We start from the raw sequence: 22,553 nt of genomic DNA, 5'->3' as shown, positions 1-22,553 counted from the left end.
TCGAGCGGCGGACATGTCCTGGGCGACACTGCCGACCATGGCCGACACCAGCCCACCCAGCGCCCAGTCCCTCCGCCTGTCCAGGGAGGGGGTCGTCGACTACGTCACCCGTGTGTGGCCACGGGCAGGACGGTCCTACGCCGACGGCCTGACGGAGCTGCGGCCGGGGTACTGCCGCTTCGAGCGGGTCGCCACCGAGCTCGACGAGCGGCCCGGCGGGACCATGCGCGGCCCCCTGCTCATGGAGGCGGTCGACCAGGCCGCGTACGCGCTGGTCCTGGGCCACCTCGGCGATGCCGCCCTGGCGGTGACCAGCCACCTGTCGGTGGAGTTCCTGCGCCGGCCCGCCATCGGCACGCTGATCGTCCTGGCCCACCTGCGCAAGCTCGGCCGGACCCAGATCACCATGACCTGTGACCTGCACGTCGACACCCCCGACCCCGACAGGCCCGTCGCGATCGCCACCGTCGCCTACAGCCAGGCCCTCCTCGGCTGACCGCCCCGGCCGGACAGGTGTGGGGCCGGGCCGTCGGGGGAACCCGTTCACCGTGCCTTCCCGACCCGACTCCGAACCCACCGACCAGGCCGCGCCCGACGCCGTCCTCCTGGACCTCGACGGCACGCTGGTCGACACGGTCTACCTGCACGTGCGCACCTGGTCCGCGGCGTTCGCGGAGGACCTCGACCACCCGGTGCCCGACTGGCGCATCCACGCCTGCATCGGCCTGCCGGGCGACTGGCTGATCCGTCGGCTGCTCGGCGAGGTGCCGGACGAGGAGGTACGGCAACGGTTGAGCCGTGGTCACCGCGAGCGGTTCCTCGCCGCGGCCGAGGATGGCCTCCATCCGACCCGAGGGGCCCTGGACCTGCTGCGCGACCTCGACGACCGGGGCGTGCCGCACGTCGTGGCCACCGCGGCCGGCAGCGAGGAGCGCGAAGCCCTGATGGCGGCGCTCGGCAACCCCGACATCGCCGTCACCGACGCCGACGACCTGCCGGGCGGCAAGCCCGACAGCAGCGTCATGCACGCCGCAGCCGCCCAGCTGGACGCCGACCCCAGCCACGTCCGCATGCTCGGCGACGCCCCGTGGGACGGCCATGCCGCCCGTGCGGCCGGGCTGTCGTTCGTGGCGGTGCGCACCGGCGGGTTCGGCGACGACGCCCTCCGCGGGGCCGGAGCCTCGATGGTGCTGGACGACCCCGCCGACTGCCTCGGCGTGCTCTGACCGCCTCCCCTGCAGCCGCCCCTCCTCCTCCAGCCAGCACCACCCTCCAGCCACCACCCTGCCCGAGCCAGACGCCCCTCACCAAGGAGACCGCCATGCCGCTGGACATCGATTCGCTCGCCGAGTACCTCAACGACCACCTGGGCGGTGCCGCCGGCGCGACCGACCTGCTGCGCCGACGCCTGGACGAGGGCCGTGGCGACGACGAGCTCGCCGAGCTGCTCGCCGGGATCGAGTCGCACCGCGCCCAGCTGGAGGAGCTGATGGGCGAGCTGGGGATCTCCCGCAGCGTCCTCCGCCAGACCGTCGGGTGGGTCGGCGAACGCATGGCGCAGCTCAAGCTGAAGGGCGAGGCGCTCCGCGACGACGGCGTGCGCGACCTGCTGGAGCTGGAGACCCTGTCCATCGGCGTGCACGGCAAGCAGCGGCTGTGGCTGGCGCTGGCGGAGATCCGCGGGTCGCATCCGGCGCTGGAAGCCCTCGACCTGGAGTGGCTGATTACCTCCGGCGAGGAGCAGCTGGCAACCGTCCAACGCCACCGACTGGCCGCCGTTCGCCGGGCGTTCGCCGAGCAGGATGGGTAGTCCCCAGCCGGCGAGGCCATACTGCGGCGCGTGACCACGACCACCCCGCCGACCTCGCTGCCGCCCGTCGAGTCCGAAGCAGAACGCCGCGCCGACCTCAAGCGGATGAAGACCCGCGCCACCGGATTGCTGGTCGGCGTCGCACTCGTCTGGGTGGCCCTGCTGCTGCTCACCGACGACGTCGGCGTGGCGGGCTACGCCATCGCCACCTTCGAGGCGGCCATGGTGGGAGCCCTCGCCGACTGGTTCGCCGTCACCGCGATCTTCCGCCATCCGCTTGGGCTGCCCATCCCCCACACCGCGGTCGTGGCGTCCCGCAAGGACCAGTTCGGCGTCACCCTCGGCCAGTTCATCCAGGAGAACTTCCTGACCCCGGACGTCGTCGGTCCGCGGCTGGCCGAGCTCGACGTCGCGAGCCGGGCCGGGGCATGGCTGGCCGACCCGGCCAACGCCGACCGGGCCGCGGCACACGCGGCCGGCATGATCGACCGCCTGGCCGAGAGCAGCGGCGACGACGACGTCATCACCCTCATCGAGCAGCAGGTCCGCCGGCGGGTCGAGGCCACCGACGCCGGGCCCCTCGCCGCCACCGGCATGCGGCTGCTGACCACCGAGGGCCATCACGAGCAGCTGCTGGACGAGCTGCTGGCCCTGCTCGACGGGTTCCTCGTCAGCAACCAGCACACGATGCGCGAGCGGTTCACCACCGAGTCGCCGTGGTGGCTGCCCGAACCCGTCGACGACGCCCTGTTCAACCGCCTCTTCGACGGGGTGCGCAACCTGATCAGCGACGCCGCCACACCGGGCGGCCCCGGTGGCCTGCGCGAGGAGATCCACAAGGGCATCGAGCGCTTCACCCGATCGCTCGAGGACGACCCCGACGTCGTGCTGCGCGCCAACGAGTTCAAGATGCAGCTGCTGGACAACCCCGAACTGCGCCGCTGGATCGCCGCGGTCTGGGGTGCGATCAAGTCCCAGCTGCGCGAGCAGGCGTTCGACGACACCTCGCGCCTGCGCCAGCGCATGCAGGAGCTGATCGTCCAGGGCGGTCAGCGGCTGCAGGACGATCCGGCGACGAACCGGGCCGTCAACGACCTCGTCGAGCGGACCGGGCGCGGTGCCGTCGAGCAGTTCTCCACCGAGATCTCGGGGCTGGTCAGCAACACCGTGTCCAGCTGGAACACCGCCGAGACCGCCGACCGGCTCGAGCTGCTGCTCGGCCGCGACCTGCAGTGGATCCGCATCAACGGCACCGTCGTGGGTGGCCTGGCCGGCTTCGTCATCCACACGATCGCGCGGATCGCTGGCTGACGGCGTTCGGAAACACCAGCCCGGCGGCAGGTGACGGAACCATCCGTGTCGAACCAAGAGTGGAGAAGCCGACCCACTTTCACGACCGGAGCCGATCGTGTCCCGAATCCTTGCCGCCGTCGTCGCCGTCCTGCTGCTGGTCCCCACCGCCGCGCTCGCCGAGGACTACACCGATCCCGACTACCGGGACCACGACCTGGACAGCATGGCGCGGGGCAACGGCCGCCAGCCCGCCCAGCTGACCGACCCGGCCTACGGGGAAGCCTTCGTGGGTGCCGGGGTCGACAGCTGGATGGCCGACGCCGGACAGGCGGCCAACGACCTGCGGGCCGGCCGGCTCTACACCGGTGGCGCGCGGTACGTGCCGGGCGGCTCGGCCGGCGACCCCCGCTACTACTACGACGTCGCGTCCATGGAGGTCGCCTTCACCGCCCGCACCGGCGCGAAGCTGACCGGCCACGTGTGGGCCCCCGTCGACGCCCCCGGCCGTCGGCCAGGCGTCGTCATCACCTCCGGGTCCATCCAGGGCTACGAGGCGATGTACTTCTGGGCCGCCCGTGACCTGGCCCGCCACGGCTACCTCGTCCTGACCTGGGACGCGCAGGGACAGGGCCGCTCCGAGGGCGTGGGCCACGCGCCCGGCAGCCCGATGCCGACGTTCGACGGAGTGCCGTTCCAGCAGTCGGCCAACTTCGTGGAGGCCACCGTCGACGCGCTGGAGTTCTTCCTCTCCACCCCCGAGGCCCCCTACGTGCCGCCGACGTGGACCGAGGAGGACGCCGCGGCCGCCCGCGAGGCCGCCGACGGGGTCGAGCAGCTGGACGACGTGAACCCGCTCCACGCCCTGCTCGACGCCGAGAACATCGGCCTGGCCGGCCACTCCCTCGGCGGGACCGGTGTGGGGACTGTCCAGCAGTGCTCCGACGAGGGCACCGTGTGGACGACCCTCGCCGAGCTGTGCAACGGACGCAGCTACCCCATCCGCGCCGTGGTCGGCTGGGACGGACTTCCCGGCGGCGTCACCCCGGTGGTCCCCGGCATGGACCAGAACGCCGACGGCTACTTCTTCAGCACCACCCCGCAGTACAGCTCGCCCGACCCCGACGCCAACCTCGGCCCGTTCGACGCCTGGGCCACGGCAGGGCTGGACGCCTACTCGATCACGGTCCGCGGCGGCACCCACCTGGAGTGGTGCGACATGCCGTACGCCCTGCCGGCCACGACCTACGGCACCCGCATGGCGACCGTGTACACGACCGCCTGGTTCGACCGGTACCTCGCACCGGAGGAGTCGACCCGCGCGGCGGCGCTGGACACGTTGATGACCGCACCCACTGCAGCTGCCGACCAGCCGGAGAGCGGCACCAACCTCTCCGGCAGCCGGGCCAGCGCCTACCGGCTGACGACCCTCGACGACTTCCCTGCGGTCCTGGAGACCCGAGACCTGCGGGCCACCGCCGGCTGGGCCGAGGTGGGCGACTGGGCCGCGATCCTGGCCGAGGACTGAGCCTGCCCCGGGGGCGTGCGACGTCTCGGCGCCGACCCCGGCCCCAACCGACACCCGACCGATGGAATCGCCCCCACCGGCGGATGGAATCCACCCCGGTCCATGGCCGAAACGCCGGAACAGGCGGGGTCGGACGGATGGAATCGTCCCCAGACGACCGTTCGATCCCCGTTGGATGGGGTCGATTCCATCCAACAGCCGCGCCGCGGGGATCAGACGGTGACGGCCAGCATGTCGGTGATGTGGTTGCGCAGCTCGCCGAGGCCATCGCCCTTGACGGCGCTCACCCAGAGGACCTCGTCGGACGCGACCTCGCAGGCCGTCGCGACCTCGCGCCGACGCCGGCCGCGGATCGACGGCTTGACCTTGTCGAGCTTGGTAGCGACGACGGTCAGGGGCACGTTGGCCTCGCGCATCTCCGCGATGACGCCGATGTCGAGCTTGGTCGGCCCGACGGCCCCATCGACCAGCAGCAGCAGGTCCACGAGCGGTTCGCGGTCGATCAGGTAGTCCTCCACCATCCGCATCCACTCGTCCCGCGAGGTCCTGGAGGCCTGCGCGTAGCCGTAGCCGGGGCAGTCGACGATCTGGGTGTCGTCGGTGACCGCGAAGGCGTTCAGCAGGCGGGTGCGTCCGGGGGTCGAGGAGACCTTCGCCAGCCCCTTCCGCTTGGCCACCGCGTTGATCAGGCTGGACTTGCCCACGTTGGAGCGGCCGAGCACGGCGACCTCGGCGCGCACGTCGGGCAGGTCCTCGTGGCGAGGGGCGGACATGACGAACTGCATCGGAAGGGGGCGGGCCATCCTCCCCATGCTGCCATCCCGGCGACGGATCGGGACCTGACCGTCGATCGGTGACCCGACCCTGTTTGGGGAGCGGGACGGCGGGGTAGGCGATGCCGAAGGGGGTGTGTCACCCATCCCCGTCCGTCACGCCGTTGGGAGGCACCCACGATGACCCGTCCGTCGTTGCGCTTGATCGTCTCGCTGCTCGGGGTGGTGATGCTGCTGGCCGCAGGCTGTTCCGGAGGAGGCGAGTCGGTCGAGGGCGAGGGCCTGGAGGAGCCGCTGGCCGACGCCACCGACACGCCGGAGGCGGGGTCGGACACCGTCGACCCCTGGGCCGCCGAGGACGACGCGGACGACGGTGGCGCGGACGACGGTGACGCGTCCACGGGTGGGGGTGGCACCTTCGTCGCCGCGATCGGCCAGCAGCCCGACCAGCTGGACCCGCACGTCACGACCGCCTACCCGAGCTTCCAGGTGCTGGAGAACGTCTACGACACCCTCGTCGTCCCCAACGCCGACACCCTGGAGATGGAGTCGTCGCTTGCCACCGACTGGGAGGTCAGCGAGGACAACCTGACCTGGACGTTCACCCTCGCCGAGGGCGTGGTCTTCCACGACGGGTCGACCTTCGACGCCGCCGACGTCGTGTACTCCTACAACCGGATCATCGACGAGCAGCTGGCCAACGCCTTCCGCTTCGGCACGGTCGAGTCCGTCGAGGCGGCCGACCCACGGACGGTCGTGATCACCCTGACCGAGCCGACCCCGAACCTGCTGGCCAACATCGGCGGGTTCAAGGGCATGGCGATCCTGCCGGAGGGTGCCGCGGAGGACTACGACCTGGCGACCGAGGCCGTCGGGACCGGCCCCTTCGCCCTCGAGGGCTCGAGCCCGTCGGGGCTGACCCTGCGCGCGAACCCCGATTACTGGGGCGAGGCCCCGTCGCTGGACACCGTGGAGTTCAGGTGGATCTCCGAGCCCACGACCGCGCTGACGGAGCTGCAGACCGGCGGGGTGCACTGGACCGACAACGTCCCGCCGCAGCAGATCGAGAGCCTGTCGGGCAACGACGACGTGGTGCTGGAGACCGTCCCGTCCAACGACTACTGGTACTGGACCGCCAACTTCGACCGGGAGCCCTTCGGTGACCCGCTCGTCCGCGAGGCGCTGGCGCTCGCCATCGACCGTGACGCCATCACCCAGGCCGCCACGTTCGGGGCCGGCACGGCCAACCAGACCGCCATCCCCGCCGACAGCTTCTGGGCCTCCGACCACGCCCCGTGGACCCACGATCCCGAGCGTGCCCGCGAGCTGCTGGACGAGGCCGGCGTGGCGGACCTGTCGATGGGCCTGATGGTCACCGACGAGTTCCCCCAGACGGTGACCGCCGCCGAGGTGATCGCCAGCCAGCTCGGCGAGGTCGGCATCGACGTGGAGATCCAGACCGAGACGTTCGCCACGTGGCTGGACCGGCAGGGACAGGGTGACTACGACGCGTTCATGCTGGGCTGGCTCGGGAACCTCGACCCGTTCGGCTTCTACCACTCCCAGCACCTGTGCGAGGGCTCCAACAACTACCAGGGCTACTGCAACGAGGAGGTCGACGCGCTGCTGACACAGGCCGCCGTGGAGACCGACGAGGACGCCCGCCGGGACCTCTACAACGACGCCGTGGAGATGATCGTCGACGACGGCAGCTACTGGTACCTCTACAACCCCGACGTCGTGCAGGCCTGGTCCCCCGACGTCGAGGGCTACACCATCCGCAGCGACCGAGCGATCAACTTCGAGACCGTCAGCCTGAACGGCTGACCCGTGGGGGCCTACCTGCTCCGGCGGACGCTGCAGGCGCTCGGCGTCCTGCTCGGCGTCAGCGTGCTGGTGTTCGCCATCATCCACCTGGTGCCTGGCGACCCCGTGCGCCTGGCGCTGGGCACCCGGTTCGACCAGGAGACCTACGACGCCCTGCGCAGCCGCGCCGGGCTGGACCAGCCCCTGCTCCAGCAGTACGTGACGTGGCTGGGCGGGGTGCTCCAGGGTGACTTCGGCGTGTCGTTCCGGTCGGGGCAGACGGTCCTGTCGATGGTCACCGAACGGCTGCCCGCCACCCTGTCGCTCGCCGGCGCCGCCGTCGTCGTGGCGCTGCTGATCGCCCTGCCGCTGGGCGTGCTGTCGGCGATCCGCCAGGGGTCGCGGACCGACACGATCGCCACGGCGATCAGCCAGTTCGGCATCTCCGTGCCGGACTTCTGGATGGGCATCCTGCTGATCCTGCTGTTCTCGTTGACGCTGGGCTGGCTGCCCGCGTCGGGCTACGTCGGGATCACCGAGGACCCGTTGGCCTGGGCCACGCGGCTGATCCTGCCCGGCGTCACCGTCGGGGTGGTGTCGGGGGCGGTGCTGACCCGCTTCGTCCGGTCCTCGGTGCTGGAGTCGCTGGGCGAGGACTTCGTGCGGACCGCCCAGTCAAAGGGGCTGTCGGAGCGACGGATCATCCGCGAGCACGTCCTGCCCAACGCGCTGGTCCCCGTCATCACCGTCACCGGACTGCAGCTGGCCTACCTGCTGTCGGGGGTCGTCGTCGTCGAGGCGGTCTTCGCCTGGCCCGGGCTGGGCCAGCTGGCGCTGGACGCGGTGCAGGACCGTGACTACCCCGTCCTGCAGGGGGCCGTGATGTTGTTCGCCGGCTTCTTCCTCCTCGTCAACCTGCTGGTGGACCTGCTGTACGCCGTCGTCGACCCGAGGATCCAGTACTGATGGCCGCTGCGAGCACGATGACCGACCCGGTGGAGGTCGAGGCGGGGGCACCACCGGCCGCCGACGACCGACCGCGCTGGCGCCGGACCCTGTCGTTGGTCACCACCAACCGCCTGGCGCTGTTCGGCCTGGTGACCCTGGTGGTGCTCGTGCTGGTGGCGCTGCTGGACGAGACGCTGGCGCCCTACGGCTACAACGCCGTCGACGTGCCCTCCCAGCTGCAGGCCCCCTCGTGGGACCATCCGTTCGGGACCGACAACCTCGGGCGCGACGTGCTCAGCCGGGTGCTGCTGGGGGCCAAGGTGTCGCTCCAGGTCGGCGTGGTCGCGGTCGGGTTGTCGCTGACGGCCGGGACGACGATCGGCCTGGTCGCGGGCTACGTCGGCGGCAGGCTCGACGACCTGCTGATGCGGGCGATGGACGTCCTGTTCGCATTCCCCGCGATCCTGATGGCCATCGCCGTCCTGGCCATCCTCGGCCCGGGCACGACCAACGCGATGGTGGCGATCGGGATCGTCTACACGCCGATCTTCGCCCGCGTCGCCCGCGCCTCGACGCTGTCGGTCCGCGAGGAGGTCTACGTCCGGGCCGCTCGGTCCGCGGGCGCGTCGGACCTGCGGATCATGCGGCTGCACATCCTCCCCAACATCGCCGCACCGGTGATCGTCCAGGCGTCGATCTCGCTGGCGTTCGCCATCCTCGCCGAGGCGGCCCTGTCCTTCCTCGGCCTCGGGACGCAAGCGCCCAACCCGTCATGGGGCCGGATGCTGTCGGAGGGCCGCGAGTTCCTCCAGCAGGCGTGGTGGATGGCGTTGTTCCCCGGCCTCGCCATCTTCGTGACGGTCCTGTCGTTCAACGTCCTCGGCGACGCCCTGCGCGACGCCCTCGACCCGCGCCAGGCCTCGGCGATGGAGTCCAGGGGGTTCGGCTCGTGACCGGCCACGACGACCAGCGCGATCGGGGCCTCCCTCGTCCCGAGCCGACGTCGGGCACGATCCGCGCGGCCGACGCGCCCGACGACGGGCACGATCGGGGCCTCCCTCGTCAGGAGGCGACGCAGGCCCCGATCGCGCCAGCCGGGGGCGGACGACCCGACGCCGACCCCGTCCTGGAGGTCGAGGACCTCCGCGTGTCGTTCGGGACCCGACGGGGGACCGCCGAGGTGGTCAACGGGTTGACCTACGACCTGCGCCCCGGCGAGACCGTCGCGCTGGTCGGCGAGTCCGGCAGCGGCAAGAGCGTGTCGTCCCTCGCGCTGCTCGGGCTGCTGCCCACTCCCCCGGCGAGGGTGGCCGGCTCCATCCGACTGGAGGGGCAGGAGCTGGTCGGCGCGTCCGACGACACCCTGCGCACCGTCCGCGGCAACGACATCGCGATGATCTTCCAGGACCCGATGACGTCGCTGAACCCGGTCATGCCGATCGGCCGGCAGGTCACCGAGGGCATGCGCCTGCACCTCGGGCTGTCGGCCAAGGACGCACGCGACCGGGCCGTGGACCTGCTGACCCGGGTGGGCATCCCCGCCCCCGGCAAGCGGATGGACGACTACCCCCACCAGCTGTCCGGCGGCATGCGCCAGCGGGTGATGATCGCCATCGGGCTGGCCTGCGACCCCACCGTGCTGATCGCCGACGAGCCGACGACGGCGCTGGACGTCACCATCCAGGCGCAGATCGTGGAGCTGGTCCAGCAGCTGCAGGCCGACACCGGCACCGCCGTGCTGTGGATCACCCACGACCTCGGCGTGGTGGCCGGGCTGGCCGACCGGGTGATGGTCATGTACGCCGGCCGGATCGTGGAGGAGGCACCGGTCGACGCCCTCTACGACGACCCGCGCCACCCCTACACCCGCGGGCTCCTGGCGTCGTTGCCGGTACTCGGCGAAACCACCGACGAGGGGTTGGAGTCCATCCCCGGCCTGCCGCCGGACCCCGTCGCCATGCCACCTGGCTGTCCGTTCTGGCCCCGGTGCACCGTCCGCGACGACCCACGCTGCGAGCACGAGGCCCCTCCCCTGCTCGAGGTCGGTGAGGGACACCGCGCCGCGACGTTCTACGCCGAGGCGATGGCCGACCGCCCCTCCCCCGTCCGCGACGCCGGGGACACGACGCCGGAGGCCCCCCACCGTGACTGAACCAACCGTGCCCGATCCGCTGCTGGCCGTGGAGGACCTGCGGGTGTGGTTCCCCGTGAAGGAGGGGCTGCTGCGCCGTACCACCGGCCACGTGCGCGCCGTCGACGGCGTGACCTTCGACATCCGCCGGGGCGAGACGCTCGGGCTGGTCGGCGAGTCCGGCTGCGGCAAGTCCACCACCGGGCTCGCGCTGCTGCGGCTGGTCGACCCGACGGCCGGCCGCGTGGTCTTCGACGGCACCGACGTGACCGCGGCGTCCCGAGGCGAGCTCCGCGAGCTGCGACGGCGCATGGCCATGATCTTCCAGGACCCGATGGCGTCGCTGAACCCCCGGCGGACCATCCGTGCGTCGATCGCCGAACCGCTGGAGATCCACGGGTTGCACCGTGGTCGCCACCGCGAACGGGTCGCCGAGCTGATGGAGCAGGTCGGCCTGTCCCCCGACCACATGGAACGCCATCCCCACGAGTTCTCCGGCGGCCAGCGACAGCGCGTCGGCATCGCCCGCGCCCTGGCCGGCGAGCCCGACCTCATCGTCGCCGACGAGCCGATCGCCAGCCTCGACGTGTCGATCCAGGCGCAGATCATGAACCTGCTCGAGCGGCTCCAGGCCGAGCTGGACCTCACCTACCTGTTCATCGCCCACGACCTCGCGGCGGTGCAGCACGTCTCGGACCGCATCGCCGTGATGTACCTGGGCCGGGTGGTGGAGGTGGGGGCACGCGACGCGCTGGTCGCCGACCCCGCCCACCCCTACACCCGTGCGCTGCTCTCGGCCGTTCCCGTCCCCTCCCCCCGGGTGGAGCGGACCCGTCGCCGCACCGTCCTGACCGGCGACGTGCCGAGTCCGCTGGACCCGCCGTCGGGCTGCAGCTTCCGGACCCGCTGCCCGGACGTGTTCGAGGCCTGCGGGAGGGTCGACCCGGCGCTGGTCACTCGCGACGAGCTGCCGGACCGGCCCGTCGCCTGCCACCTGTACGGGGTGGAGGGTGAGGAGGTCCCTCGGTCGCCCCACCCGGACGCAGGTGCGGGCGACGCAGGTGTGGGCCCAGAGGTGTTGGGGGTAGCGTGACCACATGTCCTCCAGCTCCCTGCGGATCCGGCCGGCTGCCGCAGACGAGCTCGGGCAGGTCGCCAGCCTCGTCCTCCACGGCCTGGCGGAACGATGGGGCACCCTCGACCCCCACCTCGACCTGGACCTGCAGTCGCTGTCGGAGGGGATGGCGCACGGCCTGGTCCTGACGGCGTGGCTGGGCCCGACGCTCGTGGGAACCGGCACCCTGGTCGGCGGACCGGACACGGCGGAGATCGTGCGCATGAGCACCGCCCACGACTTCCGGCGGCGCGGCGTCGCCACCAGGCTGCTCGCCGCCCTCGTCGACGCGGCGAGGGACCGCGGTGCCGCGCGCGTGGCGCTGGAGACCACCGCCACGTGGACCGATGCCCGCCGGCTCTACGAGCACGAGGGCTTCGTGCTGGACGCCGTCGTGCACGGCCCCCACGGCGACGACGCCCACTACCACCTGGACCTCGACCCCCTGCCTGTTCCTCCCTGATCGCCCGCCCCCATGCGGGACGTGCCGGGTCCGTCAGGCGACGTCGCCGTCGACGTACACCCAGCGGGTGCCGCGGCGGTCGAACCGGCTGCGTTCGGTCAGCTCGCCGGCACCATCGGGGGTCCGGTACCGGGCGGTGAAGGCCACGATGCCGGTGATGTCGTCCTCGCCGCCGTCGACCACCTCGGTGACCGCCAGCCCCTCCCACACGAGCGACGGGTCGGGGGTGATCCGGTCGGGCCGGGTACGCGGATGCCAGGTCCGCAGGAGGTAGTCGACGTCATCGGTGGCGTAGGCGCTGTAGCGCGACCGCATCAGCTGCTCGGCGGTGGCGGCCTGCCGTGCCCCGAGGTGGAGCGGACCACAGCAGGCGTCGTAGCGGTCGTCGCTGCCGCAGGGGCACGGGCGAGGGGGGACGGCGGGCATGGCGGCAGGGTAACCACCCGCCGACGCCGCGGTCAGCCCAGCGCCGCGTCGAACCGCGCGCGCAGGTCTGCCAGCCGTTCGACGGGTTCGTTGGCGAAGACCAGGCGCAGGTGGTGCTCGCCGGAGGGCCCCCAGCCGTCCATGGGCGTGGCCGCGACCCGGCCCTTCCGCATCAGCCGGTCCGACAGCTCCCCGGGTGACACGCCCAGCGGGCGCGTGTCGATCAGCAGCGACCAGCCACCGTCCGGCCGCACGCACGGATAGCCGTCGAGCTGCTCGAGGATCACCCGGCTGCGGGCCTCCAGCACGTCGGTGAACGCCCGCACGTCGGCCTCGGCATCAGGGGCCGTCAGCGCGGCTGCCACGGCCTGCTGGGCGATGCCGACCTGGCAGACGACGTTGGCCATGCCGACCAGCGCCACGTCGGCCATGATGGGCGCCGGTCCGACGACCCAGCCGACCCGCCAGCCGATCATGCGCAGCTCCTTGGACGCCGACCCGACCGTGATGGTCCGGTCGCGAAGGGCCTCGACGGCAGCCGGTCCCCCGTCGATGGGGCCACCGAAGCGCAGGCGGTCCATCGCCGTGTCGTGGATGATCCACGGCCGGTGGGCCCCGGTCCGCTCCGCCAGCGCCGCCCAGTGGGACGGCCCCATCACGCCGCCGGTGGGCATGCTCGTGATCACCGCGGCGGTACGTGGGCCCACCGCTGACGCGAGCTCCTCGGGGTCAACCAGCCAGCCATCCGGTGTGGCCCGAGCCGGGACGAACCGTGGCACGCCGCCGGCCAGCCGGACCCGGTTGACCAACCCGGCGTAGATCGGGTCGGTCAGCACGACCTCCTGCCCGGGTTCGACGGTCGCCAGCAGCACGTTCAGGATGCCGTTGAGGCCACCGGCGACGCTGACGCACTGGGTCCGCGGGTCGTAGGCGACACCGTCCCGCGCGCCCACCCATGCACAGGCGGCCTCACGCAGGGACAGGTGGCCCTGGAACGGCAGGTAGCTGTTGGCGTCGTCGTCGCCGATCGCGGTCACCGTGGCCTCGACGGCCACGCGGGGTGGGCGGACGTCGACGTCGAGGTTCTCCAGCCGCAGGATCTCCGGGTCGGCCAACGCATCGGCCGCATCGCCGACCCTGTCCACACCGATGCCCGGCACGTGTGCCAGCCGACTCACCCTCATCGCTCAACCTCCGCTAAGTTGGTACACATGGACCAGAACACCGAACAGACTACGCCGGGAAGCGTCGTGGGGCGCAACGTTCGTCGACTGCGGGAACGGCGGGGCCTGTCGTTGGCGGACCTCGGCACCCGTGCGGGCGTGTCGAAGACGACGGTGCACGACTTGGAGGGCGGATCGGCCAATCCCCGGCTGGAGACGCTGTACGCCGTCGCGACTGCCCTGTCGGTCGGGCTGGCCGACCTGCTGACGCCACCGGAGGAGGACCTGCCCGACTGGGTGGTCAGGGCGGAGGAGGGGCCGATGGTCCACGGCGAGGCGGTCGACGCCCGGTTGGTCGGCAGGATCGAGGTCGAGGGCCACATCGAGGTCTACGACTTCGTCGCCTCGGCCGGCCTGCAACGGTCACGCGCCCACGCGGGCCACGTCCGGGAGTGCCTGCTGGTCCACGACGGCACCGTGCGGATCGGCCCGCAGGCCGCGCCCGTGGACCTGGCCCCGGGCGACGCGATCCTGTTCACCGCCGCGGGTGACCACGTCTACGGGTCGCCGGACGCCGGCGGCGGGCGTGGGACCCTCCTGGTCATCCACTCGGGGGTCACGCCGTCCTGAGCCACCGGTGCCGACCTCACCGACTCCGTGCACCCGCGCACCGACTCGTGCACTACCGCCGGTCGGGGCACGAAGCTGCACTTCCCAGCCCGCATGGTGTGCAGCAACGCCGCCGGGTGATCGGAGCTGCACGAGCCGGGGACTGGACCCGACACGGCCAGCTCGCCCCTCGGACAGCCGGCTCGCGCCTGGGACGGCCACCCGACGGGAGGGTCGGACTGCCCTACATGCGAACGGCCGACATGACCACGAACCGCGGGTCGCTGCCGAGCACCTCGACGTTGCCGAACAGCCGCTTGAGCTTGGCGTGGTAGGCGAGGTGGCGGTTGCCGACGACGACGATCCGTCCGCCCGGGCGCAGGACCCGTCGGGCATCGCCGAACATCTCCCAGGCGATGTCGTCGGTGACGACGCGTCCCTGGTGGAACGGCGGGTTGACGACCACCAGGTCGGCGCTGCCGTCGGCGCAGGCGGTCAGCCCGTCGGCGACGTGGAACGTCGCCTCGGCGTCGGGCAGCGTGCGAGCAAGCGTCCGGCGCGCGGACGCCACCGCCAGGTCCGAGACGTCGGTGAACACCAGCCGTGCGTCCGGGTTGTCCCGCGCGACGACCGTCCCGACGATGCCGGTGCCGCAGCCGAGGTCCACGACGTCGACCGCGGTCCCCGCCGGCGGCAGGACCGTCGGCAGGTGCGCCAGCAGCAACCCCGTGCCGTCGTCGGTGGCCCCGGCGCCGAACACGCCCGGCAGCGCCACGACGGTGACGCCGTGCGACTCGTGCGTCGTCTCGCCGAGCACGACGTCGTGGTCCGGTGCCGTGCCGATGCGGACGGGGTCGACCTGCACGAGCAGCAACCGCGCCTTCTTCCGGGCACGGGTGGTGACGGTCGGCCCGAGGATTCGCTCGAACAGCTCCACGGTGCTGGTGTGGACCTCCCGGGTCATGCCGGCCCCGACGACGACGGTGCCCGGGGAGGACGCGGCGGCGATCTCGCGGAGCTGCCACTCCAGGGTCGCCTTGGCTCGTGGCACCTTCACGACGGCCACGCCGACCGGTGGAAGGCCGTTGCTGGCCGGCACGACCTCCGCGGCCGTCGGCTCGAGTCCGTTGGCGACCAGGTTGGCTCGGGTCACCTCCCACGTGAGGGCGGAGTCCGCCCACGAGGCGGGGTGCCGATCGGCCAGGCCGACCGCGAGCGCGCCGAAGCGGTCGTTCACCAGGACGGTTCGTCCGTGGGCGGTCTCCACGCTGCCCGGTGCGACGGGCGCCTCGACGTCATCGGCCAGCAACCCGTCGGTGTCCCCGGACATCCAGGCCAGCACCAGCTCGTCGGCGGCGTCCCACGCCCGGAGGTTGTCGGGCTGCGGACGGCTGGGGTGGCGTCGCAGGACGACGGTCCGGCCGTCGGGCAGGGTCAGCTGGGTCTGGGGAGGCACACGGTCGAGTATGGCCGTCCGCGCCACCCTGCGTATCCTCCCGCCCCGATGGCCCTCCCCTCCTCCCCCGTGCCAGCTCCTGCTGCAGACCGCCGGTGGAGGGTCGGTGTGGCCGTGGGGAAGTTCAACCCGCCGCACCTCGGCCACGTCCACCTGCTGACCGTCGGTGCCGGTCGGGTCGACCACCTGCACGTGCTGCTGTGCGACCGCCCCGACCAGACGATCCCGGCGGCCGACAGGGCGAGCTGGCTGGCCGATGCGCTGCCCGACAACGTCACCGTCCATGTGACGCCCGACGACCTGCCGGAGGCCAACGACCCGTGGGCAGCCCGGGCGCTGGAGGTGCTGCCCGAACCACCGGACGTGGCCTTCACCTCCGAACCGTGGGGGCCCGGCTGGGCACAGCTGATGGGAGCCGACCACGTGGCCGTCGACAACGACCGGACGACGGTGCCGGCCAGCGGCACGGCGCTGCGATCCGACCTGCCGGGCACCTTCCACCTGCTCGTCCCGGCGGCCCGTGCTGCGCTGGCCCGACGGATCGTCTGCGTCGGCGCGGAGTCGACCGGGAAGACGACCCTTGCCAAGGGACTGGCCGAACACATCGGGACCGTCTGGGTGCCGGAGCACGGCCGCTGGTACTGGGAGGGCCGCCGCTACCTGGCCGATCAGTCCTGGGACACCCAGGAGTTCCTGCGGATCGCCCGTGCCCAGGACGCGCTGGCGGACGACCTGTCACGACTGGCCGTCGGGGGTGTGGTCATCGGGGACACCGACCCGCTGGTCACGGCGGTCTGGCACCGTCGCTACCTCGGCGTCGACGACCACGCCCTGGACCTGCTGGTCGAGGAGACCCGGCCGGACCACTACCTGGTCTGTGCGCCCGACTTCGGATGGGTGCAGGACGGCACCCGCGAATCGTCGGACGAGCGGGAGGCCATGCACGTCGACACCCTCGACCGGGTGCGCCGGTCCGGCGTGCCGTCCACCGTGCTGACCGGCGGGGTCGCCGAACGGCTGGCGACGGCGTCGGCCGTCTGCGCCGACGTCGCCCGACGCCCACCCCTCACCTGACCCGGCGACCGCCGCCCACCTGACCCGACGTCCCCCATCCAACGAACCGGGACCCTGGTCCCACAACCGACGGGCAGCAGGGCCCTGTCCGTTGGGCCACCCTCGCCGCACGATGGTGGACGCGCCGCCCACAGCCGGCGGGCGACGCTGACCGTTCGGAGGAACCCGTGAACGTCCGTCGCCGCTGGGCAACGATCGCGTTGTCCGCACTCTGCCTCGTCTTCGGCCTCGTCGTGCCCGCATCGGCGCAGGCCACCATCTCCAGTCCGGGTCCGTTGACCACGATCACGACCTCGCCCGACCTCAACTGTGCGGTCAACCATGTGGACGACACCGCCGGCGAGTTCTACGCCAACACCGCCTGCGGCACCTTCGTGGCCCTCAACGGCACGCTGTACGGACCGGCGTCGATCCCGGCCGGCAGCGCCCTCGGCAGCTACACGCCCTACACGACCGCAGGCCAGACCAGCGGCGGTGGCGGCAACGTCAACGACCCGTACAGGATCACGACGACCGTCACGCTCGGTGACAGCGGCGTCAGCCTGACCCAGGTCGACACCTACGTCACCGGTCAGGCGTCGTTCCGGACCGACATCACCCTCACCAACAACGGTCCGTCGTCGGTCTCGGGCTACGTGTACCGCGCCGCAGACTGCTACCTGGCCAACTCCGACTCCGGGTTCGGTTCGGTCGGCAGCGACGGCCGCGTCGGCTGCACGAACGAGACCAGGGCGGAGGAGTTCGTCCCGATCACCGGCGGGTCGACCTACTTCGAGGGTGGGTACTCCGAGACGTGGGGCATGGTCGCGACCCAGCAGGCCCTGCCCAACACCTGCCGCTGCGAGGAGCGCATCGACAACGGGATGGCGCTGGCATGGAACGTCACCGCCGTCAGCGGCGGGAGCCGGGTCACCGTCTCCACGGCCACGTCGTTCGGCACCTCCACGACCGGGACCGACCAGGTCGAGGTCGTCCAGGCGAGCACCGGCACCTCCACCAACGAGCAGGGACAGGTGACCTTCAACGTGTCCCGCCCGTCCACCCGCGACCTGACCATCACCATCCGCCCGACAGTCGTCCCCGGCTGCGACATCCTGTCCGTGACGATCTTCCACAACGGCTTGTCCTACCCCGCCTCCGACCCGGAGGGTGACGGGACGTGGACGGCGACCATCCCCCGGTCCCAGCTGGCCGAGGCCGACATCACCTACTCCGTCACCGACACCTGCGGGACGAGGACTGGATCGGTCGGCCGGGTGACGTTCTACGACCCGAGCGGCGTGATCACCGACGCCGCGACCGGGGCCGTGATCCCCGACGCGACGGTGACCCTCCACAACGTGCCCGGCTGGCGCGCCCAGACCCCGGGCGACACCGGTCCGCAGACCTGCGAGACCGTCGACACCCGTGGACCGGGTGGCTGGACCCAGCCGGCCCCGACCAGCGACGGCGTCGTCGCCGTGGTCAGCAGCGGCACCTTCACCCCCGACGTGAACCCGCAGCGCACCGACCTCGATGGCCGCTACGGCTGGGACGTCGTGACCGGCTGCTGGTACGTGACCGTCTCCGCGACCGGCTACGCCTCGCTCACCAGCCCAGTGGTCGGCGTGCCGCCGGAGGTCACCGACCTCGACCTGGCGCTCGACCCCACCGGCGGCGGCACGACCCCCGTGGGCGTGACCCGGCTGGCCGGTGCCGAACGGATCGCCACCGCCAACGCCATCAGCCAGGACACCTGGTCGGCCGGCAGCGCCGATGTGGTCCTGCTGGCCCGGCACGACAACTTCCCCGACTCGCTGGCCGGCGGTCCGCTGGCCGTGGCGGCCGGGGGACCCCTGCTGCTGACCCCGTCCTCGGGGCTGTTCACCACGACCGCGCAGGAAATCGTGCGTGTCCTGCCCCCCGGCGGGCAGGTCATCCTCCTCGGCGGGGTGGCCGCCCTGTCGGAGGACGTCGCGTTCGACCTCATCGACCTTGGCTACACGGTGTCCCGGGCCGACGGTGCGACGCGGTACGACACCGCGGTGATGGTCGCCCGGATGACGGCCACCTCGCCCTCCACCATCTTCGTCGCCGACGGCAACACCTTCGGTGACGCCCTCGTGGCCAGCAGCGCCGCCCCCGCGATGGGCAACGCGACCGTCGTCCTGACGTCCGGGAACACGCTGCCGTCCTCGGTGGCCGACTACCTCGACGCCAACGTGGGGGCCACATGGCTGACCGTCGGCCAGGCCGCCACGGCTGCCCTCGGCAACGAGGATGCGTCCTACGTCGGCGTCGACCTGCCCGACACGTCGCGGCTGGTCGCCGAGGCGTTCCACCCGGCACCCACGGCCTTCGCCGTCGCCAGCAGCGAGAACTTCCCCGATGCCCTCGCGGGAAGCGCCCACGCCGGCCGACTGCTGATCCCGCTGCTGCTGTCCCCGACGAACGGGATGACGTCGTCGGTCCTCGGGTACCTGCAGGCCAACGGTCCGTTCCGGACCGCCTACCTGTACGGGGGCACGGCCGCCCTGAGCAACCAGGTCGCCCAGCAGGCAGCCGCCGTCATCGGCTGACCCCAACCGTCATCGGCTGACCCCAACCGTCATCGGCGGACCCCAGCCCGGGGTGTGTCGTCTGGATCGCAGGACACGCGGCCCGGACGACACCCCCACCCCGGGTCGTTGCCCCAACGGCACCGACGACCGGTGAGGCGACACGCCGCTGGGGTGTGGTGCCCCAGCGGTGCCGGGAGCGGGTCCGGCGACACACGGTCTGGCAGGCTGCGGGGCCCATGACGGCCTCCACGCTGCACAGTCCTTCCGCGCCCGCCACGCCGGTGCCGCCGGCGCCGCTGCTCGGGCGCCCGTGGGAGCACCGCCACGCCGTCGTCGCGGGCCTCGGGTCGCTCGCGGCCTGCGCGGGGTACTGGCTGGCCACCAGGGCGGTCGCCCCCGACGTCACGCCGGGGGCCGTGGAGTTCCTCGGCACGATGACGTCGCTCTGGTCGGTCTGGATCACCCAGCGGCGCAACGTGCTCGCCCTGCCGATCGGCATCGTGTCGGTCGCGCTGATGGGGTGGTTCTTCCTCGACATCGGGCTCGGCGGCCAGGTGCTGCTGCACTGGGCCTACTACCTGCCGGTCCAGGGCTGGGCGTGGTGGCACTGGGCCCGCGGCGGCGAGGAGGGCGGCGAGCTGACCGTCGGCCGGCTCGGCTGGGCAGCTCGCGCCGGGTGGCTGATCGCCATGGGGGCGGGCACCGTGGTCCTGGGCCGGGCCCTGGACGCCGGCTGGGACGACGCCCTCTACACCACCTGGGACGCCTCCATCGTCGCCGCGTCCGTGGTCGCCATGGTCCTGCTGTCCACCAAGAAGGTCGAGTCGTGGTGGCTGTGGATCGGTCCGGTCAACATCTCCGCGATCGGCCTGTACGCCCGCACCGGGGCGACGATGTTCGCCGCGCTCTACGTGCTGTTCCTCGTCATGGCCGTGGTCGGGCTGGTTCGCTGGCGGACGGCCGCCGCGTCGCACGCACCCTGACCTGCGGGCAGGGATTCGTTCGACCGACGTCGAAACCCCCACCATGAGCCGGTTGCGCGCCCTTGCGGCGCTTGTCCTCGTCCTCGTGCTGTCCGCGCCCGCCAGCGGACAGGTGCCGCTGGTGGACGCCGCCACGTCGACCGACACCAGCGACGTCACCGTGGGTGACGAGGCCGACCGCACGGCCCTGGTCGACCCGTTCATCGGCACGTTCGCCCCGGGCTTCACCAACCCCGGCCCGGTCCTGCCCCACGGGATGGTCGGGCTGGGCCCCGACACCGCCGAGGGGCCGCTCAACTACGGCGGCTACTACGTCAACAACACGCTCGTCACGGGGTTCAGCCACACCCACATGTCGGCCGGGGTCTTCCACGGCGGCCACATCCCCGTCATGCCGGTCCTCGGCGACGTGGACACCCGCATCCTCGACCATCCCGGCGGCGCCCCCGTCCCGGCCTACGCCTCCCCGTTCGACCGCGCCACGGAAGCCGCCGAACCGGGCTTCTACACCACGACCCTCACCCGCTACGGCGTCACCGCCGAGCTGACCGCCACCCTCCGCACCGGCCTGCACCGCTACACGTTCCCCGCGCTCAGCCAGCGAGAGGACCGCCACATCGTCGTCGACGTGGGGCGCACGCTGCGTGGACTCCACGGCGGCGAGGCCGTCCTTCGCGACGACGGGCTGGTCACCGGGGTGGTCCACACCGACGTGGCCGGTCCGATGCCCGTCCACTTCGCGCTGGAGGTGGACAAGCCGATGGCCTGGACGCTGCTGGACGGCGAACCGCTCGAGATCGGCCGGCGCGTCACCAGCGACGGCCGTCTCGGCGTGATCGGCACCCCCCACGTCGACGCGCCCGACCCCGTCCTCGGCGTCCGTGTCGGCATCTCCTACACCGACGAGGAGGGGGCGATCACCAACCTGCGTGCCGAGCAGCCCGGCTTCGACCTCGAGGCGACCCGGGCGGCCGCCGACGCCGCCTGGGAGCAGGCCCTCGGGCGGATCGAGGTGACGGGCGCCAACCCGGCCGACACCGTCCGGTTCCACACGGCCCTGTACCACGCACAGCTGTTCCCCAACCTGCACTCCGACGTCGACGGCCGGTACCGCGGCCCCGACCAGCGCATCCACCGCGACACCGCGCACGACCACTACAGCCAGCTGTCGCTGTGGGACTCCTACAACGGGCAGAGCGCGCTGCAGGCCGTCATCGACCCCGACGCCTACGCCGACATGCTGGTGTCCCTGGCCGACTTCGCCGACCAGAACGGCGGGGTCCTGCCCCGCTGGCAGCTGGGCCCCAACGATCCCGGCTACATGTCCGGCGACCCGGTGATCCCCTTCATCGGGGAGGGCTGGTGCCGCGGCCTGGTCGACGATGGCCTTGCGGACCGGCTCGAACCCGCGATGCGAACGCTGCTGGACCGCCGTCCGGCAGCGTGGCACGACCTCGGCTACCTGCCGGTCCCGCACGCCCCGCTGCTGCAGCAGCTCGAGGCGGGGGGCCGCAACGCCGGCACGACGCTGGAGTACGGGCTGGCCGACTTCGCCCTCGCCCTGATGACCGACGACGAGGCGCTGGCAGCGCGCTCGTTGGCCCACCGGACGCTGCTGGACCCCGAGACCGGGTTCGTCCGACCGCGCGACGAGACGGGTGCGTGGCTGCCGGAGTTCTCCCCCGAGAACGGCTACGGCTTCCAGGAGGGCACGTCGTGGCAGTACTCGTGGCTGGCGGCCCACGACTACGGCGGGCTGCTGGACGCGATGGGCGACAGCGCCCACGAGCTGTCCCCGGAGGAGAAGCTCGACGTGTTCTTCGGGCTGCCGGCGAGCGGCACCGTGCCCGTCGTGTGGCCGAAGGTGCAGAACCAGGCGACCGCGTTCGGCGTGGCGTACTACGGCAACCAGTACGCCCCGGGCAACGAGCACGACCTGCAGGCCCCGTTCGCCTACAGCTGGCTGGGGGTGCCGTGGAAGACCCAGGCGGTGACCCGTGCGGCGGTCAGCGTCTACACCCCCACACCCGACGGGCTGCCGGGCAACGACGACCTCGGGGCCCTCAGCGGCTGGCTGGTCTGGGCGATGCTCGGGCTGCACCCGGCGGTGCCCGGCGCCCCCGGCTACACCATCGCCTCGCCGATGTTCACCGAGGCGACCATCCACCGCCCGGGCCACGGCGACCTGGTCATCACCGCCGACGGCGCCTCGGCGGCGGGACGGTTCGTGCAGGACGCGACGCTCGAGGGCGCGCCGCTGGACACCACGTGGCTCACCGACGCCCAGCTCGGGCTGGTTCCCTCCTCCCCCACCAGCCAGCCGACGACCCTGTCGTTGGAGATGGGCGAGGTGCCGTCGGACTGGGCGGCGGGCTCGACCCCACCCTCGGCCTCGACCGACCCGCTGGGGGCCTGGGGCTGCGCCGGCTGACGCCAGCC

At 72.3% G+C, this 22,553-nt stretch carries 20 protein-coding genes; 16 read left to right on the top strand and 4 right to left on the bottom strand.

The window, feature by feature from the left end; translation table 11 throughout:
* Positions 1–37: 37 nt before the first annotated feature.
* From CUC05_RS08870 to CUC05_RS08850, 5 genes are all read left to right on the top strand, one after another.
* Positions 38–496, top strand: a complete 459-nt coding sequence (locus CUC05_RS08870; RefSeq protein WP_157965382.1) for a PaaI family thioesterase — start codon at positions 38–40, stop codon at positions 494–496.
* A 52-nt stretch (positions 497–548) separates the two neighbouring features.
* On the top strand, positions 549–1,226 hold the full coding sequence (locus CUC05_RS08865) for an HAD family hydrolase (RefSeq protein ID WP_157965381.1): 678 nt from the start codon (positions 549–551) through the stop codon (positions 1,224–1,226).
* 95 nt (positions 1,227–1,321) lie between these two features.
* Positions 1,322–1,810 (top strand): hypothetical protein, encoded by a 489-nt coding sequence (locus CUC05_RS08860; RefSeq protein WP_108665707.1) that lies wholly within the window; start codon positions 1,322–1,324, stop codon positions 1,808–1,810.
* A gap of 30 nt (positions 1,811–1,840) precedes the next feature.
* A complete protein-coding gene (locus CUC05_RS08855; RefSeq protein WP_108665706.1) occupies positions 1,841–3,121 on the top strand; it encodes a DUF445 domain-containing protein in 1,281 nt (426 codons plus the stop codon).
* 97 nt (positions 3,122–3,218) lie between these two features.
* Positions 3,219–4,628, top strand: a complete 1,410-nt coding sequence (locus tag CUC05_RS08850) for an alpha/beta hydrolase family protein (RefSeq protein ID WP_108665705.1) — start codon at positions 3,219–3,221, stop codon at positions 4,626–4,628.
* A 212-nt stretch (positions 4,629–4,840) separates the two neighbouring features.
* Here CUC05_RS08850 and yihA read toward each other — a convergent pair whose 3' ends face one another.
* Positions 4,841–5,431, bottom strand: coding sequence for a ribosome biogenesis GTP-binding protein YihA/YsxC (yihA, locus tag CUC05_RS08845; RefSeq protein WP_157965380.1), 591 nt, complete (start codon positions 5,429–5,431; stop codon positions 4,841–4,843).
* 150 nt (positions 5,432–5,581) lie between these two features.
* On the opposite strand from yihA, the gene CUC05_RS08840 reads away from it, so the two are divergent.
* From CUC05_RS08840 to CUC05_RS08815, 6 genes are all read left to right on the top strand, one after another.
* A complete protein-coding gene (locus CUC05_RS08840; RefSeq protein ID WP_205712223.1) occupies positions 5,582–7,228 on the top strand; it encodes an ABC transporter substrate-binding protein in 1,647 nt (548 codons plus the stop codon).
* 3 nt (positions 7,229–7,231) lie between these two features.
* A complete protein-coding gene (locus CUC05_RS08835) occupies positions 7,232–8,173 on the top strand; it encodes an ABC transporter permease (protein WP_108665703.1) in 942 nt (313 codons plus the stop codon).
* Positions 8,173–9,108 carry an ABC transporter permease gene (locus CUC05_RS08830; RefSeq protein WP_205712222.1) on the top strand — a complete coding sequence of 312 codons (936 nt, stop codon included), beginning with the start codon at positions 8,173–8,175 and terminating at the stop codon, positions 9,106–9,108. Before CUC05_RS08835 ends, CUC05_RS08830 begins: the two co-directional genes overlap by 1 nt.
* A gap of 131 nt (positions 9,109–9,239) precedes the next feature.
* On the top strand, positions 9,240–10,307 hold the full coding sequence (locus tag CUC05_RS08825; protein WP_108665793.1) for an ABC transporter ATP-binding protein: 1,068 nt from the start codon (positions 9,240–9,242) through the stop codon (positions 10,305–10,307).
* The gene (locus tag CUC05_RS08820) at positions 10,300–11,379 is read left to right on the top strand and encodes an ABC transporter ATP-binding protein (protein WP_108665702.1); all 1,080 of its coding nucleotides are present in this window, start codon (positions 10,300–10,302) and stop codon (positions 11,377–11,379) included. Before CUC05_RS08825 ends, CUC05_RS08820 begins: the two co-directional genes overlap by 8 nt.
* 4 nt (positions 11,380–11,383) lie before the next feature.
* Complete coding sequence (locus CUC05_RS08815; protein ID WP_108665701.1) at positions 11,384–11,863, top strand: GNAT family N-acetyltransferase; 480 nt, start codon at positions 11,384–11,386, stop codon at positions 11,861–11,863.
* A gap of 33 nt (positions 11,864–11,896) precedes the next feature.
* Here CUC05_RS08815 and CUC05_RS08810 read toward each other — a convergent pair whose 3' ends face one another.
* Both CUC05_RS08810 and CUC05_RS08805 read right to left on the bottom strand, forming a co-directional pair.
* Complete coding sequence (locus CUC05_RS08810) at positions 11,897–12,289, bottom strand: YchJ family protein (protein WP_108665700.1); 393 nt, start codon at positions 12,287–12,289, stop codon at positions 11,897–11,899.
* Between the two features lie 32 nt (positions 12,290–12,321).
* Positions 12,322–13,473 carry a pyridoxal phosphate-dependent aminotransferase gene (locus CUC05_RS08805; RefSeq protein WP_108665699.1) on the bottom strand — a complete coding sequence of 384 codons (1,152 nt, stop codon included), beginning with the start codon at positions 13,471–13,473 and terminating at the stop codon, positions 12,322–12,324.
* Between the two features lie 27 nt (positions 13,474–13,500).
* On the opposite strand from CUC05_RS08805, the gene CUC05_RS08800 reads away from it, so the two are divergent.
* Complete coding sequence (locus CUC05_RS08800; protein ID WP_108665698.1) at positions 13,501–14,082, top strand: helix-turn-helix domain-containing protein; 582 nt, start codon at positions 13,501–13,503, stop codon at positions 14,080–14,082.
* Positions 14,083–14,305: 223 nt separating this feature from the next.
* On the opposite strand, the gene CUC05_RS08795 is transcribed toward CUC05_RS08800, so the two are convergent.
* Positions 14,306–15,517 carry a methyltransferase gene (locus CUC05_RS08795; RefSeq protein WP_205712220.1) on the bottom strand — a complete coding sequence of 404 codons (1,212 nt, stop codon included), beginning with the start codon at positions 15,515–15,517 and terminating at the stop codon, positions 14,306–14,308.
* A gap of 108 nt (positions 15,518–15,625) precedes the next feature.
* Here CUC05_RS08795 and CUC05_RS08790 point away from each other — a divergent pair, with 108 nt between their 5' ends.
* The 4 genes from CUC05_RS08790 (at position 15,626) to CUC05_RS08775 (ending at position 22,545) form a co-directional block, all read left to right on the top strand.
* The gene (locus CUC05_RS08790; protein ID WP_205712219.1) at positions 15,626–16,591 is read left to right on the top strand and encodes an AAA family ATPase; all 966 of its coding nucleotides are present in this window, start codon (positions 15,626–15,628) and stop codon (positions 16,589–16,591) included.
* A 167-nt stretch (positions 16,592–16,758) separates the two neighbouring features.
* Complete coding sequence (locus tag CUC05_RS08785; RefSeq protein ID WP_108665697.1) at positions 16,759–19,149, top strand: cell wall-binding repeat-containing protein; 2,391 nt, start codon at positions 16,759–16,761, stop codon at positions 19,147–19,149.
* 218 nt (positions 19,150–19,367) lie between these two features.
* Positions 19,368–20,114: a nicotinamide riboside transporter PnuC gene (pnuC, locus tag CUC05_RS08780; protein WP_108665696.1), complete on the top strand. Its 747-nt coding sequence runs from the start codon at positions 19,368–19,370 to the stop codon at positions 20,112–20,114.
* 43 nt (positions 20,115–20,157) lie between these two features.
* Positions 20,158–22,545, top strand: coding sequence for a GH92 family glycosyl hydrolase (locus CUC05_RS08775; RefSeq protein ID WP_108665695.1), 2,388 nt, complete (start codon positions 20,158–20,160; stop codon positions 22,543–22,545).
* Positions 22,546–22,553: the final 8 nt, after the last annotated feature.

The sequence above is a fragment of the Euzebya rosea genome (assembly GCF_003073135.1).
Taxonomy (GTDB): Bacteria; Actinomycetota; Nitriliruptoria; order Euzebyales; family Euzebyaceae; genus Euzebya; species Euzebya rosea.
Note: the sequence above shows the minus strand (reverse complement) of the source record. Positions and strands in the feature narration are given on the sequence as shown.

What these genes read in the sequence shown, in the direction of transcription:
- CUC05_RS08870 (WP_157965382.1), top strand. Translation starts at nt 38, where the DNA reads ATGGCCGACACCAGCCCACCCAGCGCCCAGTCCCTCCGCCTGTCCAGG.
- CUC05_RS08860 (WP_108665707.1), top strand. Translation starts at nt 1,322, where the DNA reads ATGCCGCTGGACATCGATTCGCTCGCCGAGTACCTCAACGACCACCTG.
- yihA (WP_157965380.1), bottom strand. Translation starts at nt 5,431, where the DNA reads ATGGCCCGCCCCCTTCCGATGCAGTTCGTCATGTCCGCCCCTCGCCAC.
- CUC05_RS08840 (WP_205712223.1), top strand. Translation starts at nt 5,582, where the DNA reads ATGACCCGTCCGTCGTTGCGCTTGATCGTCTCGCTGCTCGGGGTGGTG.
- CUC05_RS08830 (WP_205712222.1), top strand. Translation starts at nt 8,173, where the DNA reads ATGGCCGCTGCGAGCACGATGACCGACCCGGTGGAGGTCGAGGCGGGG.
- CUC05_RS08815 (WP_108665701.1), top strand. Translation starts at nt 11,384, where the DNA reads ATGTCCTCCAGCTCCCTGCGGATCCGGCCGGCTGCCGCAGACGAGCTC.
- CUC05_RS08810 (WP_108665700.1), bottom strand. Translation starts at nt 12,289, where the DNA reads ATGCCCGCCGTCCCCCCTCGCCCGTGCCCCTGCGGCAGCGACGACCGC.
- CUC05_RS08805 (WP_108665699.1), bottom strand. Translation starts at nt 13,473, where the DNA reads ATGAGGGTGAGTCGGCTGGCACACGTGCCGGGCATCGGTGTGGACAGG.
- CUC05_RS08800 (WP_108665698.1), top strand. Translation starts at nt 13,501, where the DNA reads ATGGACCAGAACACCGAACAGACTACGCCGGGAAGCGTCGTGGGGCGC.
- pnuC (WP_108665696.1), top strand. Translation starts at nt 19,368, where the DNA reads ATGACGGCCTCCACGCTGCACAGTCCTTCCGCGCCCGCCACGCCGGTG.
- CUC05_RS08775 (WP_108665695.1), top strand. Translation starts at nt 20,158, where the DNA reads ATGAGCCGGTTGCGCGCCCTTGCGGCGCTTGTCCTCGTCCTCGTGCTG.